A 16,325-nucleotide genomic window follows, 5' to 3' on the forward strand; every position below is an offset into this window, starting at 1 on the left:
CTAGGCGAGTGAGCAATCAACGAAAAGCAACCGACCGTTTCATCAGCAAAGGAAGAGAGCTGATCAAACCCGTGGTCCACGGCATCGCTCGGCGTGCTCTTCCTGCTGTGGAAAGGGCTTCCGGAACCAGATACATTCGAGAGCGTGGCGAAGCAGATGCCAAAGGAACCTCGAAGTCCGTTGGCGGCTCGAAGAAGATCGCGGCTGACACAGCTCGTTCTTATCGGAATCTGGCAACTGGTCTCAAAGGTCGTACCGCCGCTGATACCGACGGCTGGACAGTCGCGCCGACGAAGAAGGAAGTCGAGGCCAAACTCCGTGAACTCGCACGCCTGAAGGCAGATTCAGTTCTGGCTGAAGCTCTGATCAGCGGGTCGTCACTGGGCGGGTCAATGGTCGAAGCGGGCAGAGCGCTCATCGACGCTGGTCTCCACGGTGAGGCTGTGTCGATCGGATTGAACCTGCGCCGTCGGCCCGAACACGATCAGATCGGCCGAGTCCTATTGGGAATGGCATACCACCACTCATCGGATCCGGACGTTGCTTGGGCCGAATTCGAACGCGTTGAGGATCGTGAACTCATCACCGTTGCGGCTGTGGAGTACTACCCAACCGCCATTGACACACTTGGTGATGAAGCACTTCCGCTCATTGAACGTTCAAACCAGACGGGCGACACAGAGCGATGGACCTCCAAGGCTGTGCTGCGCACAGCCGAATCCGCCTTCTGCATCGATGCCTTCGAACATGTCCGCACGCTTATCGAGAGTCGCCTCGCATGGGGAGCCGACAACCTTGAGGCGTCCATCCATTACGAACTCACGAGGATGCGAGATTGGCTTCCGGGCGGAGTGCATCTGCAGCCTCTTCCGACGACACCTGGGAAGCGCAACTTCGGTGTGCTCAGCTACGACCAGCCCGGCATCCGCTCGCGCAACATCGGCGATTACATACAGACGGTGGCTTCACTCGGACACCTCCTGAGGTATGAGAATCTGAGCTTCACCGGAGACAGCGGGCTGACGGAGCTCTTCTCGAAGCTGCGGAAATCAGTCAAAGCCGAGAGGAAATACGAGGGCCCCGAGGCTGAGCTCAACCTAGTCGAGGTCTATCGTGACGGCAACGTTTACCAAGATATCCCAGAAGACACGTGGTATATCTCATTCGGATGGTATATGCACGACATCTTCGGAAAATCATTCAATATTCCATTCCATCCCAATCTCCGCCCGATCCTGCTGTCGGTGTTCATCCGGTATCCCGAAATGCTCACCCCAGATGCCATCGCCTACCTGAAGAAATATGGGCCGGTGGGCTGCCGAGACTGGCAGTCGGTGGCAGTGCTGCGGGCCGTCGGAGTTCCGGCCTTCTTCTCAGGCTGTCTGACCACGACCATCGACACGGTGTTCCCAGCCCGCGAGCCTGACCGTCGTACCGGCACCTTGCGTATCGACTGGATGAAGGGCGGCAAAGGGCCCAAGAAGAAGCAGACCGTCACCGCGATCCGAGACAAGTCTTTCCCGGAGAACCTCGAGTTGGCGCGGAGCTGGGTCGGCGACTACGCCTACAAGTATAAGCGTGTGCTGACGTCGCGGCTGCACGCCAACCTTCCTGCGCGTTCGGTGGGGGCCGAGGTCGAGTTCGAACCCAAGAACAAATCGGACTCTCGGTTCGGCGGACTGTACGGAATCAATGACGCCGAGTTCGATGCGATCCGAACTGGAATCCTGGACAAGCTCTCAGTGATCATCCCACTCATCGCCTCCGGTGCCTCGGAGAACGAGGTCTATGCCAAGTGGACTGAGATCACCGAAGCCGATATGGCCGTTGCGGACGAATACCTCGCCACGGCCCATCTGCCCGACGTCACGAGCGCTGAAATCGCCACCGCGACTAACGCGGCCGAACGCCCCCTGCCCGAAGCAGGGACTGCCGATGTCTATCTGTCAGTAAACAAGGGCGAAGAGCACCTGGTGGGCGCGGCTGCACAGTCGATAGACGATCATGCCTCCGGTCCTTATCGGCTGTGGGTGGCATCGGGCGTTCTCACCGCGGATCGAGTCGATGACATCCGGTCTAAACTGACCAAGGGAACGATCCGTGTGCTCGACCCTGTGTCCATTCCTGGCATCAACGAGACAGACGAGCTGGTCCAGGCCCTCCTTCCGACGCTGTTTGCCGACAACGAGAAGCTTGTCGTCATTCCAGCCGCGGCTGAAGTGACCGCGGACATCGTAGAACTTGCGAGTATCGACTTGGGCACGTCTCTTCTCGCAGCGAAAAGAGACGTAAGGAAGACTCGGACCAGCGGTCTCACCCTCATGCGACGGGTAGCCAGCTCATTCAAGGATGACTACGAGGGTGCGTTGGACTTCGTCTTCGCCAGTCACAGCACGTTGAGTGAAGATTTCGTACTGTTCGATCCACAGGTTTCCGTGTTCAATCTTGCCCGTCTTCGCAGCGAGGGCATAGCAGAAAGAGTCATCGGCCTGTTGAAGAACGTTGGCATCAACTATGTTGACTCACTCCAGATCTCGGTGGGCGGGCGATATATCGAACTCGACACCGATTGGAACGTTCGCGCTCACTGGGAGACTGCAGACAGCCCCAAGATCGTGAACTGGCGACGTCAGGTTCGTCATCACGGTCATATGGCTCTGCCGGCGTGACACCAGCCGTGGTCAAGGATGACACAAATGGGAACTGAGGAAGGAAGCAAACAGTGAGCCTGATTAATCGACTGTTCCATGGCGCTCCTGATGTCACTCGGGAGACGGTCGACCACAAGGTTCCCATTGGGACCGACGCAGTGCATGTCTACAACGCTGTTTGGGGCATCCCGGAATCGATCGGAGGGATGACGACGGCTGCACTGCGTCGGATCCGCAGTTTTCAGGAATATGGTCATCCGCTGTCGCAGACGCTGCTGACTTTCAGTCCACGAATGGATGTCGACGCAACTCGGGCTCGGCTCCTCTCAGAAGGACGGATAAACGAGTGCGTCGAGCTGGTCAACATCTGGCAGGACTTACGTGACCGGTCTGACTCTGAGCTGGCCTCATTGGATGGGAAGACTCCAACAGTCCCCGTGCCTCAGGCGGACGGTGAAGTTGAGAGCATCACCGAGTTCTACGATGTGTTCCGCACTTCGAGCACCAGCGGTATCGTCCGTCGTGACTACCTGCGGGCCGATAACAGCCTGCTGCTCACTGATGTGCAGGATCCCAAGATCGGTCGTCGCTTCGTTCTCCACTCGGCAGCGGGCGACCCGATCGCCGAATGGAATCGACCACGAGACTTCTACAATGCCTGGATCACGGCGACTATCATTGAGGAGCCTGCCGTCCTCATCGTCGATGACAAGAAGATCAGTGAGTTTGTCCACGAGATCTCGGATCGTTCATTCGCGCTGGTCCTGTTCATGCACGGCTCTCATCTTCGCCATCCCTGGAACGGACCGCATGGGGAGTTTCTCCGTCGTCGAGTGGAGACCATGCGCAATTTCGACCGCTTCGACGCTGTCGGGATTCAGACTCAACAGCAGGCTGAGGCGGTCACAGCCACGGGAATCTGCGGTTCGAACATCAAATTTCTGACAGGTGAGCTGCCGTCCGGGGCTGTTCTGGCCGAAGCACCGACGGACCGCCAGGTGAACAGCGCTGTGATGATCGCCAACCTCATTCCGCTCAAGCGGGTGGATCATGTGATCAGAGCTGTAGCGCTGCTGAAGGACAGGGGAGTGGACATCACCCTCACGGTCCTCGGAGAGGGCGGCGAACGTCAAAAGCTCGAACAGCTCATTGCGGACCTCAACGTCAAGGACCGCGTGGAACTCCCAGGATACGTCAACGACGTTCCTGAACGACTGCGATCCGCGTCTTTCTCCACTCTGACCAGCACCAGTGAGGGGCTGCCGCTGGCGATGATGGAATCAATGGGTGCCGGATGCGTGCCCATCGTCTACGACATCACCTACGGCCCCAGAGATCTGGTGGAGCAGGGACACAACGGCTTCGTCACTCCTCGAGGTGACGTCGGGGCACTGGCCGATCAGATTGAGGCGTTCCTAGGACTCGGCCCGGAACGCATCTCCTCGATGCGGAGGGCCGCGATGACGACGGTAGAAGAGTATCTTCCAGGAGTCGGCTACCAGCGTTGGAAAACGGTGCTTGAAGCGCTTAAGCCTGCGCCACTTCCGAACATCGGCCCTCTGGAGTCCGTCCAAGCGATCAACGCGAACGCACTGCGAGTCACCCCATCTGCGCAAGGGTCACGTATCGAACTCGAGTTCGGCCAAATCCAGGAATCGGCCGCGGCTCCCCTGCAGCTCGTACTGGTTGGACGGAAGCGGAACAACTACTTCCTGTGCACCGATCCGGTTGTCGAACGCCGGGCGTTTGGGCGTGGAACGAAGATCGTATTCGACATCGACGCTGACAAGTTCTCCGAGTCGAAGGGCGAGACCTTCGATGTATGCCTGCGACGTCCACAGGATCCGTGGAACGCTAAGCGAAGAATCCGACCGCCGAAGGACTACACTCCGAAGAGCGTCGGTGCCCGAGAGTGGTACTCGACGAATCTCGGCAACTTCTCTGTGCGTCCCCGGCCTCTGGACTGAGACCAGAAGCCACAGCTACTCGTCGCTAGCCTCGGCGTTGGTGCTCTCGAAATGATACTTGGACATATCAGACGTTCGGTTGGCAATCAGCGTGCTGATGGCATCAGCGAAGAGCACGGTCGACGTGCCCTTCTTTCCTTCACCGAAGTAGTGGCGGCGTAGTTCCTGGCGGGCCTCGGCCGACCCATCGTTCGTCAGCTGCTCTCGCAGGAGAGCATCTGTCTGACTCACGGTCGTTCCGTCGATAATGGGCGTAGCTCGACTGACTGGCGCCTCGTCGTTGAGCTTTGCCGGATCGTCGCGGCGATCTGTCAGAACTAGAGGCTTCTCCGGGTGCATGTAGAGGTAGTCGAGACCGACACTGGAGATGTCCGTAACGAGCAGATCGACGGCATCGAACATCGCGAGGATGTCACCCTCCATCAGGATCTGATGCTGCAGAGACTCGTCGGTGATGGATTCGTTAGCGGTCTCGATGAGTTCGATGATGCGTGCATTCGACTCCGCCATAGCAGTGTTGTTGGAGGCTGCAACACGGGGGTGCGGCTTGTAGATGACACGAGTATCGTCGAGGCCCAGTGCGGATTCGACGATCTTGGGGCCGAACAGGTCGACGGACGTATAATTGTTCGCGTCGTTCTCGCCCTCCCACGTCGGTGCGTACATGATGGTCCTCGTCGATGAGGCCTCCAACTCGGGAACCCTGTCTATGTCCAGCTGAGGCCTCCCAATCTTGGTCAGAGCAGACTCATCAAAATCGATGAGTGATTTGCGGTACCGGTTGATTGCGGCATCGCCAGCCACGAAGACCTTGTCATACGACTTCGCTTGGTTGGAGACCATGCTGAGTTTGTCAGACTCACCATGATTGACGTGAACGTGGACCATGGGTGCGAACCCGAGTGACTGGAAGTTCGACATTCCGTTGTTCACATAGAGTGCAAGCTTGAAATCGTTGGCATGGTAGAAGGTGTGGAGTGGATCGAATCTGCGTTTGAGGACCATGGGCAGGCGCGTGATCTCACGAGCCTGAAGCAATGAGGAGGGCTTGCGCAGCACGAGAACAACTCTGTGCGTCCGGTGGAGCTCTTCGAGAACCGGTATCCACTGACTGAGCTGGTAGAACTTGGGCTTACGATCACCGAAGTAGACGACGACGTCGCCCCTGACGTAGCTGCCATCATATTCGTCTTCCAGCTGCTTCCAGCGTTCTGTGCCCCTGATCCATTTGCTGGTCTTCTTCCATGCAGACGACCGCACAGCCTTCAGAGCTGTCTTACGAACCAGGTTTTTCACAGTGGACCTTTCATTGTGCGGGCGGAGCGGGGCAATCCATCTCGCGATCGATGCCTTGACAATGATACTGGCTATCGACTGCACCATGCTGGTCTCGAACCATGATGATGAATGACTCGACCATCCCGATTAAGCGTTCGGGATCGAGGAACCTGAACCTTGGTCCGATTGTGGTTGTCTGTATGCCGGTAGGTGAGTCATGAATGAGTGTGTGCGTGGACATCCTTGATGACGCTTGAGACACATTCACCTGTGTTCGAACCTGCAATTGCAGGTTCGGTTTCCAACTGCTTGTCCGAAAAGCTCCTTGCAACCATCACAGCCCGGATTCACTCGGTATGGTTGAAGATCATGAAGACTCGCGACTTCAGGCTGGACAAAGCTAAAGGCCTGCTCATCTTTCTCGTCGTCTCAGGGCATCTTATGGAACGGCTCCCTGGCTGGGACATGGGGTACAGCCGTGTGCTGCTGACTGGAATTTACTCATTTCATATGCCGGCATTCGTTTTGCTTGCGGGAATCACTGCGAGGTCAAATCGCCTAGTTGATCGGACCCTTGTCTTTCTGGTCCTCGTCGTGACAGCCCAACCCATTCTCTATTACTGGGCTGATCTCTTCGGGAAACCACCTAGTCTCGAATTCGGTGAGCCCTACTGGATCACCTGGTTCCTACTTGCAATGGTGTGGTGGCTTCTCTTGATACCTCTCGTTGAGCGGTTTCCGGTGTTTATGTTGGTCGCATCAATTGCGATGGGCTTGTTGGGCGGAATCCTTCCTGAAATCGACTATGAGTTCACCGTCGGGCGGTCGTTGACGTTCTTCCCGTTCTTCGTGACCGGGAAGCTCTACGGACAGCGTCTGCTGACCTGGGCTGCAGAGATGAAGATGGCACAAAAGCTAGGGTTGTCAGCTATGGCCCTTCTGCCAATGGCTGTTTTCTATCTTCGTGATTTCGACCATCGATGGTTCTACGGAGCACGGGGTTTTGAGAACTTGGGAGAATCGATTCCCTACGGTGTGGGAATGAGGACTCTCATCGCTGCAAGCGCTTTGTTGACGATTGTTGTTCTCTTCGCTTGGTCTGAGTCTCTGCCTTCGTTGCTCATACCAGCAGGACAGCACACACTCGCGATCTTCATCTTGCACGGTTTCATTGTCCGGGCCATTGATGAGCCACTCAACGCTCTCCTGGACGAGACTTCAGGTTCAGTAGCGATAGCACTGAGCATCGTCCTTGCAGGCCTTGTCACGTGGTTGCTCTCTTGGCGAAGGCTGGACCAAGGCATTCGCTGGTATAGCTCAGCCCTGGCCACGCTGTTTCGTAGGGTGCTCCCGCCATACCGGACGCGGAAACCTACGTCTCGTCACTGAACCCACATGGACTTTGCCCGGTATCCGCTGCCCGTTTGCTGGTGTTCGTTCTGGCAGATGACGGCACAGCCTTCAACGAAGTCGCCCGACTCAGATTCTTAGCAATGGACTGGCAAGGTGTGGGTGAAGTTTGAGAGCCAAGGGGCGGCTGAAGCCTCTGCAGTCGGCACTGCTGTCTGCTGTTCTTTTGGCCACCGCTCAGATTGATTGGTCCTATGGCTGCTATGAGCCGCGCCGAAGTGCAGATTTGCTGCGGCGAACCGGTAAGCAACGAGCACCAACCGTGTGTCGACGAGGCTTCTTCGAAAGATTCGAGAGCATCCGAAGTATTCATGTGAATTTCGTTGCAACTTCAATCGGGGACGCAGCGGGTCGGTTAGAGAGCGGCGTCTACTGCTCCTGTTATGCTGTCTGAATTACGAAACGGTGAACTACGCGTATCGAACGATCACATGCGCACGCAAGGGGAAATGTGTCAGAAAAACTAGAAATAGTCGACATAAAGTGGGAGCGGGTCAACGTCACCTACATTGTCGAGTTCACTGGTGACGAGGTGGAGGCCTTCTACCTCACGTCAAACGCGAACCCCGGTGAGAAGCTGTATCCCGTTGCATTCGAGCGAGTAGACTCCACTCGATATGAGTTGACGATCAACGTCACGCTGTTTAATCGTCGAGGTCAAGTGCCCAATGGAACCTACTTCCTTGTAGCATTGACAGGTGTGGATCTTCACCCCGCGAATTTCCCACTGGCCAATGTAGGCGAGCTGGATGAACACTCTAGAGCCTTCGTCTACAACAAGAATCTTTCTGCATACACTGTGACATTCGGAGTCTCGGACAACGATGGTGCACCATATTTTCTGATGCGCACTTATTCGTTCGGTCGTTCCGCAGGGAAGCCGTCGTCGACACGTGCTCGAATGAAATCAAAGTTGAAATCGAAATGGGTCAAGGCCAAACGTAAGACATTGCGTGGCGTATTCGCTGTAGCCGCCAAGACGCGACCTGCCGAGGGAAACAACGTTCTGTTCGCTTCCGAGGCGCGACCGAACATGCAGGGCAATCTGAAAGCAGTCCACGACAGGATGCTTGAACGTGGTCTCGATCAGGACTTCAACTTCGGCTATTCATTCCGAACCGGCCGGACCAGCTCGCGACAGAATGCGCTCAACCTCGCCTGGCAGATGGGCAAAGCGAACACCATTCTCATCGACGATTACTTTGCCATCTTGAAAGATCTCGGAGATCGAAACAAGCAGAAGATCATCCAGCTGTGGCATGCCGGTAGCGGATTCAAATCGGTTGGATACAGCCGTTTCGGGCAGTACGGGTCACCGAATCTCCGTAACGCGCACCGCCTGTATTCCTACGCAATCTGCGGGTCACAGCATCTGCGTGACGTATACAGTGAGGCATTCGGCATCGAGAGGGAGGCCGTCGTGGCGACAGGCCTGCCCCGAATCGATGGATTCCTCCGAGAGGGCCGAGCCGACGAAATCCTCCCGGAATTTGAGGCTGAATTTCCGGATTCCCGAGGCAAACGGAAGATCCTCCTTGCTCCGACATTTCGCGGACGGGGCTCGGGCGATGCCCACTACGATTACGAGGAGATTGACTTCCCCGCCCTCTACGAGGCATGTGGTCAAGACACCGTCGTCCTATTCCGCCAGCACCACTTCATTCCAGAACCGGCCCCAATTCCTTCTGAATTCAGTGATCGGCTCATCGACGTCGCTTCGTTCCCAGATACCAACGACCTGTTGCTGATCTCAGACGTTCTTGTCACGGACTACTCCTCAGTCATCTACGAGTATTCGCTGCTGGAACGTCCGATGATCTTCTTTGCCTACGACCTTGAGACGTATTCGGCGACGCGGGGTATGCACAGGGCATACGAGGAGGCGGCTCCTGGAAGTATTGCCACGACGTTCGACGAATTGGTCGCGCTGATGAGAGAACCTGAACTGAGTGTCGAGAAGGCGAAGGAGTTCGTGCGGGAGAACTTCGATCACGTCGACACAAACAACTCAGATAGAGTTATTGACACTCTGGTTCTTGCTGATCCGATAGTCGAGTTCGCTTCCGATGGTCCGATCAGCTACGACGATCTGAGAGATCGTGATCTCGAAGAAGATCCGGAGCATGATGCAGAAGAGCACCTAGCAACTCCTGCCGATGATGATGCAACTGCTGTGGCCGGTGTAGAAGAAAATAAGGAGAACCAATGGCAAATATCGCGGTAGTCTTCGCCGGAGGAGTTGGAGCCAGGATGGCTCACAGTTCCAGGCCCAAGCAGTTTTTGGAGATTCACGGTCGCCCTGTAATCGTCCACACGCTGGATGTCTTTCAGCAGCATCCAGAAATCGACGCCATAGCTGTTGCGATCCTTCCGCAGTTTCGAGAGCAGCTGGAGCGGTTGGTCAATCGATACGAGCTCGATAAGGTCAAATGGATCGTTGACGGCGGATCGACGGGCCAGGAGTCCAGACACAATGCGCTGAAGGTCGTCGCTGAGAGCAACGATCCGGATAGCCTCGTCCTCATCCACGATGGAGTTCGTCCGCTCATCGACGCAGACCTCGTCACTCGCAACATTGAGAGCGCACTCGAGTTCGGGTCCGCTATCACTTGCACCAAAATGACCGAGACTGTTGTGGTTGAAGAGGGGGCCGGCATCAAGGATGTCATCCCCCGCGATCCGCTCTGGACAGCGCAAGCGCCCCAGACTTTCCGACTGAAAGACGCACTTGCCGGATACGATCGTGCCGTCGCCGAAGGCGAACACGACTCTATTGATACGTGCACTCTTCTGCATGGCTTCGGCTACGACGTCCATCGGGTTGAGGGCCCACGTACGAATATCAAGATCACGACGGCTTCCGACTACTATGTGTGCCGGACATTCCTGACGCTCATAGAGGATCGGGAGGCATTTGGTGGCGAATGACGTTGCGCTCTTTGACTCACCAGTATTCCAGGAAGACGTTCAGCAGATCGTCCGGGAGCCTCTGCCGTGGGAAGCGTACCGCGGTCAGAACGTCCTCGTGACTGGTGCTTCTGGGATGATCCCGTTATATATCGTCGGGGTGCTCCTGGCGGCAAATGACGAGCACGGACTCGGAATGCATATTTCAGGCATGGTGCGCAACGTCGCCAAGGCTGAGCGTCGACTCAGCGGGGCGCTTGCGCGAACAGATTTCACGTTAGTCGATGGCGACGTAGCTGAGCCAATGGAATTCGACCGGAATTTCAACACCGTATTTCACGGAGCCTCTCCCGCCCGGCCTGTACTGCACAACGGCTCTCCCGTTACAACACTCAAAGCCAATACGTTGGGAACGATCAACCTTCTGGACAGTCTGGTCGCTGCAGGCGGAGGTTCCTTCGTCCTCCTGTCATCGTCGGAAGTGTACGGCTCCGTATCGGGAGTTGATCTCATCCAGGAAGATTCAGTCGGGGAGCTGCAGCACTTCGCACCGCGGGCGAGTTATTCAGAAGGCAAGCGGATTGCTGAAACAGCACTAGCCGCATATTCCGCAGAATTCAGTATTCGACCGTTGACTATTCGATTCGGTCATATCTATGGGCCTGGGATGGCTCTTGACGACGGTCGCGTACAAGCGGATTTCCTGGCCGACGTCGTTCGCGGACGCGACATCAAGATGATGAGCGCGGGCGCCCCTACACGGACGTATACCTATGTGGCAGATGCGGTGCTCGGGCTCTTCTACGCACATCTGATTGGCAGCGATTCCGTCTACAACGTGGCCGATCCTCAAGGCAACGTGAGTATTCGACAGCTCGCTCAGAAGTTTGCTTCTGCGCGACCGGAGCGCGGCCTGAAATTGGCATTCGCCAATGAGGCTGATAGTGGAGCATATTCGCCCGTCGCTTCTTTAGGGTTGGCCTCTGACCGAATTCAGTCTTTGGGGTGGGCCGCGAAAACGAATCTCGAATCCGGCGTATCGCGTGCAATCAGATCTTTTGAACAGGGACCGTTAATCTAGCCGTACACGTGCATTCCTGCGGCAGATCAAGTCCCCGAAGAATGCGGAGCAGTGACGATGCGTGCGCCGACTCTACGAATAGAGCAGAAGTGAAGAAGACTCGAATCCTTCTATTGACCAATAGAGACTCAGACAACGTAGGCGATCAAATAATTGAGGCCTCAGTCGTCAGCCTGTTGAAGACTGTCGCAACGAATTTGCGCCTCGACGAGGACTCTTTTGAAATATCGAGTCGTGCGGCCGGGATCATCAGCAAGAAGTATCTGAAGACGGGCGACGAGTCATTGTTGCTTTCCGCGAGAAAAGCAATCTCGAATGCTGATCTGTTGATCTTCGGGGGAGCCCCACTCTTCAATTACAAATATCAGTCCTTCTACCGCAGAACGATTCGAACGGTGGAACTTGCGCAAGAATACGGAGTCCCGACGCTGTTCTCAAGCATCGGTGTCGAACCGTACTCAGAAGATGATCCTCGTTCACAGGCCCTCAAGAAGGCTCTGAATCTTCCTGTCGTTCGACAGATCACCACCAGAGATGACTTGCAGTCGGTATTGAAGTATGTGGAAGGATCCCAGATATCGACTTCCCTTGTCGCCGATCCCGCAGTGTTTGCGGACAGGGTATTCGAAAAGGTCGGGGAGCTGCCCGCATCCTTTGCCAAGCAAGGTGTGCCGACGATTGGGTTGGTCGTTACTCGCGGCGGAATCTTTGCTGACAACAGCATCGATTTTTCAGAGCGTGACCAACAGGACCTCTGGCTTGGCGTGATCAAGCTGTTGGAAGAGCGAGGGTACGGGTATCGGTTATTCACCACTGGGCACTTTACGGATGAGATATTCCTCGATTCCTTAGTGCGGCAACATGGTGTCCCTGGGAAGAACGTAACATTCGCGGTGAACTCCCCAGACGAGCTGATCCACGAGTTGCGAAAGTGCACCGCAGTGATCGCCTACCGATTGCACGCAAGCATCACGTCATTCGCCCTAGGTACGCCTTCCGTGGGTTTGTCCTGGAACTTCAAGGTGACAGAATTCTACAAAGAAGTTGGGTATGCCGAACGCGCGATCAGCCCGGACGAATGGAATCCGCGCTCCATTGTCTTGGCAGTGGAGGCTGCACTCAACGGGGGCGTGGAGAAAGACGACAACTATCTGTACACCGTTTACGCAACGCTGTTCGCAGGAGTGAAGGGCGTCCTCTCACCGAACGAGCCGGTAGAGCCCTATTCTTTGGACGAAGTCATCGAGGCGCTACCGCGCTGTTCGAAGACACCGTTGCGTGAATATCGCGCGAAAGTACAGCGAAAACTCAGACGTTCATATGATTTCTACGCCAATCAGACGAAAGCGCACAACGTCGTACCGAAGAAGACGTGGGTTCTGCCAAGAGTTCAACGACGCATGAAACGGATGCTGCGCAAGCTAGTGGCGTAGCCGTTTTCGCTTAGCTGAGTATTCGGAGGCTTGGGAGCCACCCGATATTTCCGTTGGGGGCCACCAGCGACGGCGGTGGGAGCCACCACGGTTCGTCCGGTCTCAGGTGCGCCATCACCAGGCAGAATCAACACCTCATGGTGTCTGGTCCACCTTCTCGAGGCATGGTTGCTGGCGGCTCGATCCTGTGCCCCCGTGCCTCAGGAAAGAGTGTCCGCACTGTCCGGTAGGAGCAAGCTACGCTAACGGACAACGGCCGGTCCAGAGCCATCCAGGGTTGCTCCCTCGCAACTGAGTCCTGTCCATACGGGCGTGTGTGGCTTCGAATCGATTGGTCGGCTGTTCGACGCATAGCCGTCCTTTCTGGGCGCCGACAGTCGGAGCCGTCGGAACTCCGAAGCCCGTACGCCCCTTGGCCCCGGACGCAGAATGCGGCCAGGTGGCTCCCAACGACACCATCAGTGGCTCTCCAACACAAGAACGTGCGAATAGTCGACTAGGCCTCCTAGGGCAATATCGTTGGGCCTCATCGAAGCGAATATTCACTGACCCCGAAAGCATGCTTGAAACTCGCTGCCTTATCGTCGACCAAGAATGGCCCGTCGCCAATGTAACAAATCAATAAATGGTCTCCTGGCCACAGTCAAACGTTGAGCAGATCGCCACCGTGCCCTTGTGCTGGCCGGCGCGGTATGGACGGCGGGCCCAGTCGACCCCGCACAAGCCCGAACCGCACCCCCACAGCACATGGTCAAGAAGACCGTGTGAACCGCTCCGGGGATAATAGAGGCAGGGAGATTGGAAGAAGGAGATTCTCTCATGCCAGTGAAATACACCGACGAACTCAAGACGCGTGCCGTCGAACTCGTCATCCATGCCCAAGCCGATCCCTCGACCGCGAGCGGAGCAATCACCCGTCTCGCGAACGAACTCGGACTGAGCAAGGAAACCCTGCGAGTCTGGGTGCGCGAGCACAAGGACTATGCGGGAGTCGCTTGCCAGGGACGCGTTGACGATGGCTCTGGTAGCGAAATACAGGGCCGGTGAAGACGGGCTTGTCCACCTTAGCGATCGTGGCGTCCAATTCCGGTCGATTCGCTATGGCGAGACTGTCGCAGACTCCGACGTCGTGGCACCGGTGGGTTCGCGCGGGGACTCGTACGAAGACGCAATGGCCGAAGCGCTCAACTCTTTCTATAGAGCCGAACTCATTGACCGGAAAGTGTGGTCGGGGTTGATCGAGGTGATGGCGCAGACGTCGAAGTGTGTGGCTTGGTACAACCAGTCCAAGGCTGCATTCAGCGATTGACTACCGACCGCCGTTCGAGGTCCATTTCGAATGGATCAGCCAGTCCGCGATTGAACCGGCGGCTGCTTAGGAACCAAGAAAAGGAGCCTCTACGAAACCCGGAGCTTGACAGTGGGACTTCGCTGGCGTGAACGCACGGGCCCGGTCCAGATTGCCTTCACCTGCGCTTTATTGAATTGCGAGCGGTTTTGTAGATTCGAGCTGCAATTTGTCGTTGCCCCGAACCTTTCGGTAAGAGCTTGTCTGCAGCTCCTCTGGCGAACCTGATCGATGCGGATCCCTTAGCTTCAGTTTTTTCGGCGGGCAACGTTCTGCGCCCAGCGGGCAGACGGGTTGCTCGGTTGGCATACGTCGCCAACGCCAGCTCATGGTTCGTGAGCCCAGGTGCGACAGTGACGCTATCGAACTGTGCATCGTCTAGCCGACGTCTGTATTCGTATGAAAAAATGCCGTTGAGCACAGGGTTGATGTGGACGATTTCTTTGACCTCTTCAAAGCTGGCAAATGTGCCAGAAACAAAGTCATAGTACTCAGACTCTTCGGTTGGCAGCAGTGTGGGCGGGCCGACGTTGTAGGGCACCGCTGAGACTTTGTCGCCGAATGCACGAATCTGCTTCATTACATTTTTGTCTGTGGGAGTTTCGCGATCAATGATCAAGACAGTCTGTTCACGTGTGGAATTTGCCGACTCGAACAGCGCCTGTATGAAGGCATCAGTTTCGGGACCTATCGACAGACTTCCAGCCCAGAATGCTGCGGTGGGCCTACCATCGCGTGATTGACGCAGTCGAAGGTCGTTAGTGCGGTCTTTGAGGAAGAACTCAATGGCTCGTCGAGATGCAGTTCCGTCCTCGTGCGGGCAGAATCGATTCTGGGCAATCTTGTATCGATCGCCTTGCACCGGATCCTCAGCCACTTTGCCGATGCCATTCACTTCGTCGAGAGCAACCGCTGATTCTGCAACTGCATCAAGCAGCTCCCTTTGCGAAAGCGCGACCGATCCTGGCAGTTCCTCAAGCTCCAAATTGAGACCGCGGGTTTGTTTGTACTCCTCTAGGTCATAGAGATAGTGAACAATTGGTCGCCCCGTTGGCAGGAAGTCGAAGAAGATGCTCGAGTAGTCGGTAATCAGCACATCGACAACAGTAAGAAGTTCGTTTGAGCTAATGTCCTCAGGTGGGATAAACACGTCGCCGATTTGATCACCAACGATGGCATCTTGAATAAGTCGATGCATTCGGTGGTGGCCGCGGTAGATCAATTGAATATCGAGCTGCGCGAGTGCTTGCAGGTCTTCGATAAGCTGTTCCGTGTCGACGACATCCTCGCCGCCGTCCGCACGCCATGTCGGTGCATAGAGCACTGTCGGACGATTCTTGCCGGTAGCTGCGAGGGGCTCAATGCCAAGTTGGTTTCGAATTTGTTCTTGACTGTCGCGATCGATGTTCACGGTTAGATCAACTCTCGGGTAGCCCGTCTCAGCGATTGTCGCGGTGGATGCCCCCGCCATCGAATACGCAGACTGAGCCATCCGAGTCATGAATCCGCAAGGTGTCAATACATGGGTCGCTTTTAGGAACGTCCCGACGCCCGTCGGAGTGCCGTACCGGGCTTTCGGTGAATTCCGACCTAACGCTTTGTACGGTATCCCGTGCCAAGTGTTCAGGTAGCGCTGTTGCGGCCGACGTGTGAAATATCCTGGAAGGTTCGCATTGCAGATCAGGTAGTGCGCAGAAGCCAAGAAATAGGCGAATGAACGGGTGCCTCGACGTGCAAATACGACGTTGGGCGTATTCTTGAAGCGATCCGGGATGTCTCCACTTGCTGAAACAGACCAGACATGCAGATACTTTCCATATTTTGGATGCGACAGCAGGTAATCAAATATTCCGAATGGATTGTCGCCAATTCTATCGCCGGACATTGCCTCATAGAAGATGACCTTCTTGTTGACAGGTACTTGCGTGCTGAACTGGATGTACTCTTGACGCGCCAGTTTGGCCTTGCCGATCGGCTTGTCCCAGAAGTCTGTGGCTTGATTCTTGCTTGCCAGACGCGCGCTTTTCAGCGCTTTTCTGAGCAGCGGTGTGCTGTGACCCATTCGGTAAGTTCCTTTCGACTGCCCCGATCTCGCCGATTATATCGGTAACTCAGCCGGAAGCGGTTGCAATTGAGGTGGTACGCGAGTCCGCGGTTGTGGTGACATCTGCGCAACCGGCACACCTTCAGGTGGCTCTTACCTGAAGCGTGATGAAGCGAGGCGGCTTCCGTGCGCTAACCCCGGGCCAG

Annotated in this window: 10 protein-coding genes; 8 read left to right on the forward strand and 2 right to left on the reverse strand. The window is 56.0% G+C overall.

The genetic code is table 11. The features are described 5' to 3' along the window. Window positions 1-8 precede the first annotated feature (8 nt). Both JFC13_RS08720 and JFC13_RS08725 read left to right on the forward strand, forming a co-directional pair. Entirely contained in the window at window positions 9-2,669 is a 2,661-nt protein-coding gene (locus JFC13_RS08720) for a glycosyltransferase family protein (protein ID WP_198396698.1), read from the forward strand. Between the two features lie 53 nt (window positions 2,670-2,722). Then, complete coding sequence (locus JFC13_RS08725; protein WP_198396699.1) at window positions 2,723-4,618, forward strand: glycosyltransferase; 1,896 nt, start codon at window positions 2,723-2,725, stop codon at window positions 4,616-4,618. Between the two features lie 15 nt (window positions 4,619-4,633). On the opposite strand, the gene JFC13_RS08730 is transcribed toward JFC13_RS08725, so the two are convergent. Continuing rightward, complete coding sequence (locus JFC13_RS08730) at window positions 4,634-5,914, reverse strand: CDP-glycerol glycerophosphotransferase family protein (protein ID WP_332839369.1); 1,281 nt, start codon at window positions 5,912-5,914, stop codon at window positions 4,634-4,636. A gap of 228 nt (window positions 5,915-6,142) precedes the next feature. On the opposite strand from JFC13_RS08730, the gene JFC13_RS08735 reads away from it, so the two are divergent. The 6 genes from JFC13_RS08735 to JFC13_RS08760 all read left to right on the forward strand — a co-directional run bounded on the left by JFC13_RS08735 (window position 6,143) and on the right by JFC13_RS08760 (window position 13,774). After that, window positions 6,143-7,285 (forward strand): acyltransferase family protein, encoded by a 1,143-nt coding sequence (locus JFC13_RS08735; RefSeq protein ID WP_198396700.1) that lies wholly within the window; start codon window positions 6,143-6,145, stop codon window positions 7,283-7,285. A gap of 472 nt (window positions 7,286-7,757) precedes the next feature. Then, the gene (locus JFC13_RS08740; RefSeq protein ID WP_198396701.1) at window positions 7,758-9,530 is read left to right on the forward strand and encodes a CDP-glycerol glycerophosphotransferase family protein; all 1,773 of its coding nucleotides are present in this window, start codon (window positions 7,758-7,760) and stop codon (window positions 9,528-9,530) included. Continuing rightward, window positions 9,512-10,234 carry an IspD/TarI family cytidylyltransferase gene (locus JFC13_RS08745; RefSeq protein WP_198396702.1) on the forward strand — a complete coding sequence of 241 codons (723 nt, stop codon included), beginning with the start codon at window positions 9,512-9,514 and terminating at the stop codon, window positions 10,232-10,234. The genes JFC13_RS08740 and JFC13_RS08745 overlap by 19 nt, the downstream gene beginning before the upstream one ends. Beyond that, entirely contained in the window at window positions 10,224-11,294 is a 1,071-nt protein-coding gene (locus JFC13_RS08750; RefSeq protein WP_198396703.1) for an NAD-dependent epimerase/dehydratase family protein, read from the forward strand. The genes JFC13_RS08745 and JFC13_RS08750 overlap by 11 nt, the downstream gene beginning before the upstream one ends. An 89-nt stretch (window positions 11,295-11,383) precedes the next feature. Continuing rightward, complete coding sequence (locus JFC13_RS08755) at window positions 11,384-12,727, forward strand: polysaccharide pyruvyl transferase family protein (RefSeq protein WP_198396704.1); 1,344 nt, start codon at window positions 11,384-11,386, stop codon at window positions 12,725-12,727. Between the two features lie 819 nt (window positions 12,728-13,546). Then, a complete protein-coding gene (locus tag JFC13_RS08760) occupies window positions 13,547-13,774 on the forward strand; it encodes a transposase (protein WP_198396705.1) in 228 nt (75 codons plus the stop codon). Window positions 13,775-14,193: 419 nt separating this feature from the next. On the opposite strand, the gene JFC13_RS08765 is transcribed toward JFC13_RS08760, so the two are convergent. Then, window positions 14,194-16,137 carry a CDP-glycerol glycerophosphotransferase family protein gene (locus JFC13_RS08765; protein WP_198396706.1) on the reverse strand — a complete coding sequence of 648 codons (1,944 nt, stop codon included), beginning with the start codon at window positions 16,135-16,137 and terminating at the stop codon, window positions 14,194-14,196. Window positions 16,138-16,325: the final 188 nt, after the last annotated feature.

The organism is Brevibacterium antiquum, assembly GCF_016107655.1.
GTDB lineage: Bacteria > Actinomycetota > Actinomycetes > Actinomycetales > Brevibacteriaceae > Brevibacterium > Brevibacterium antiquum.

Bases quoted from the DNA above. Each gene is read 5' to 3' on its own strand.
- JFC13_RS08765 (WP_198396706.1), bottom strand. From the start codon at position 16,137: ATGGGTCACAGCACACCGCTGCTCAGAAAAGCGCTGAAAAGCGCGCGT.
- JFC13_RS08735 (WP_198396700.1), top strand. From the start codon at position 6,143: ATGACGCTTGAGACACATTCACCTGTGTTCGAACCTGCAATTGCAGGT.
- JFC13_RS08745 (WP_198396702.1), top strand. From the start codon at position 9,512: ATGGCAAATATCGCGGTAGTCTTCGCCGGAGGAGTTGGAGCCAGGATG.
- JFC13_RS08760 (WP_198396705.1), top strand. From the start codon at position 13,547: ATGCCAGTGAAATACACCGACGAACTCAAGACGCGTGCCGTCGAACTC.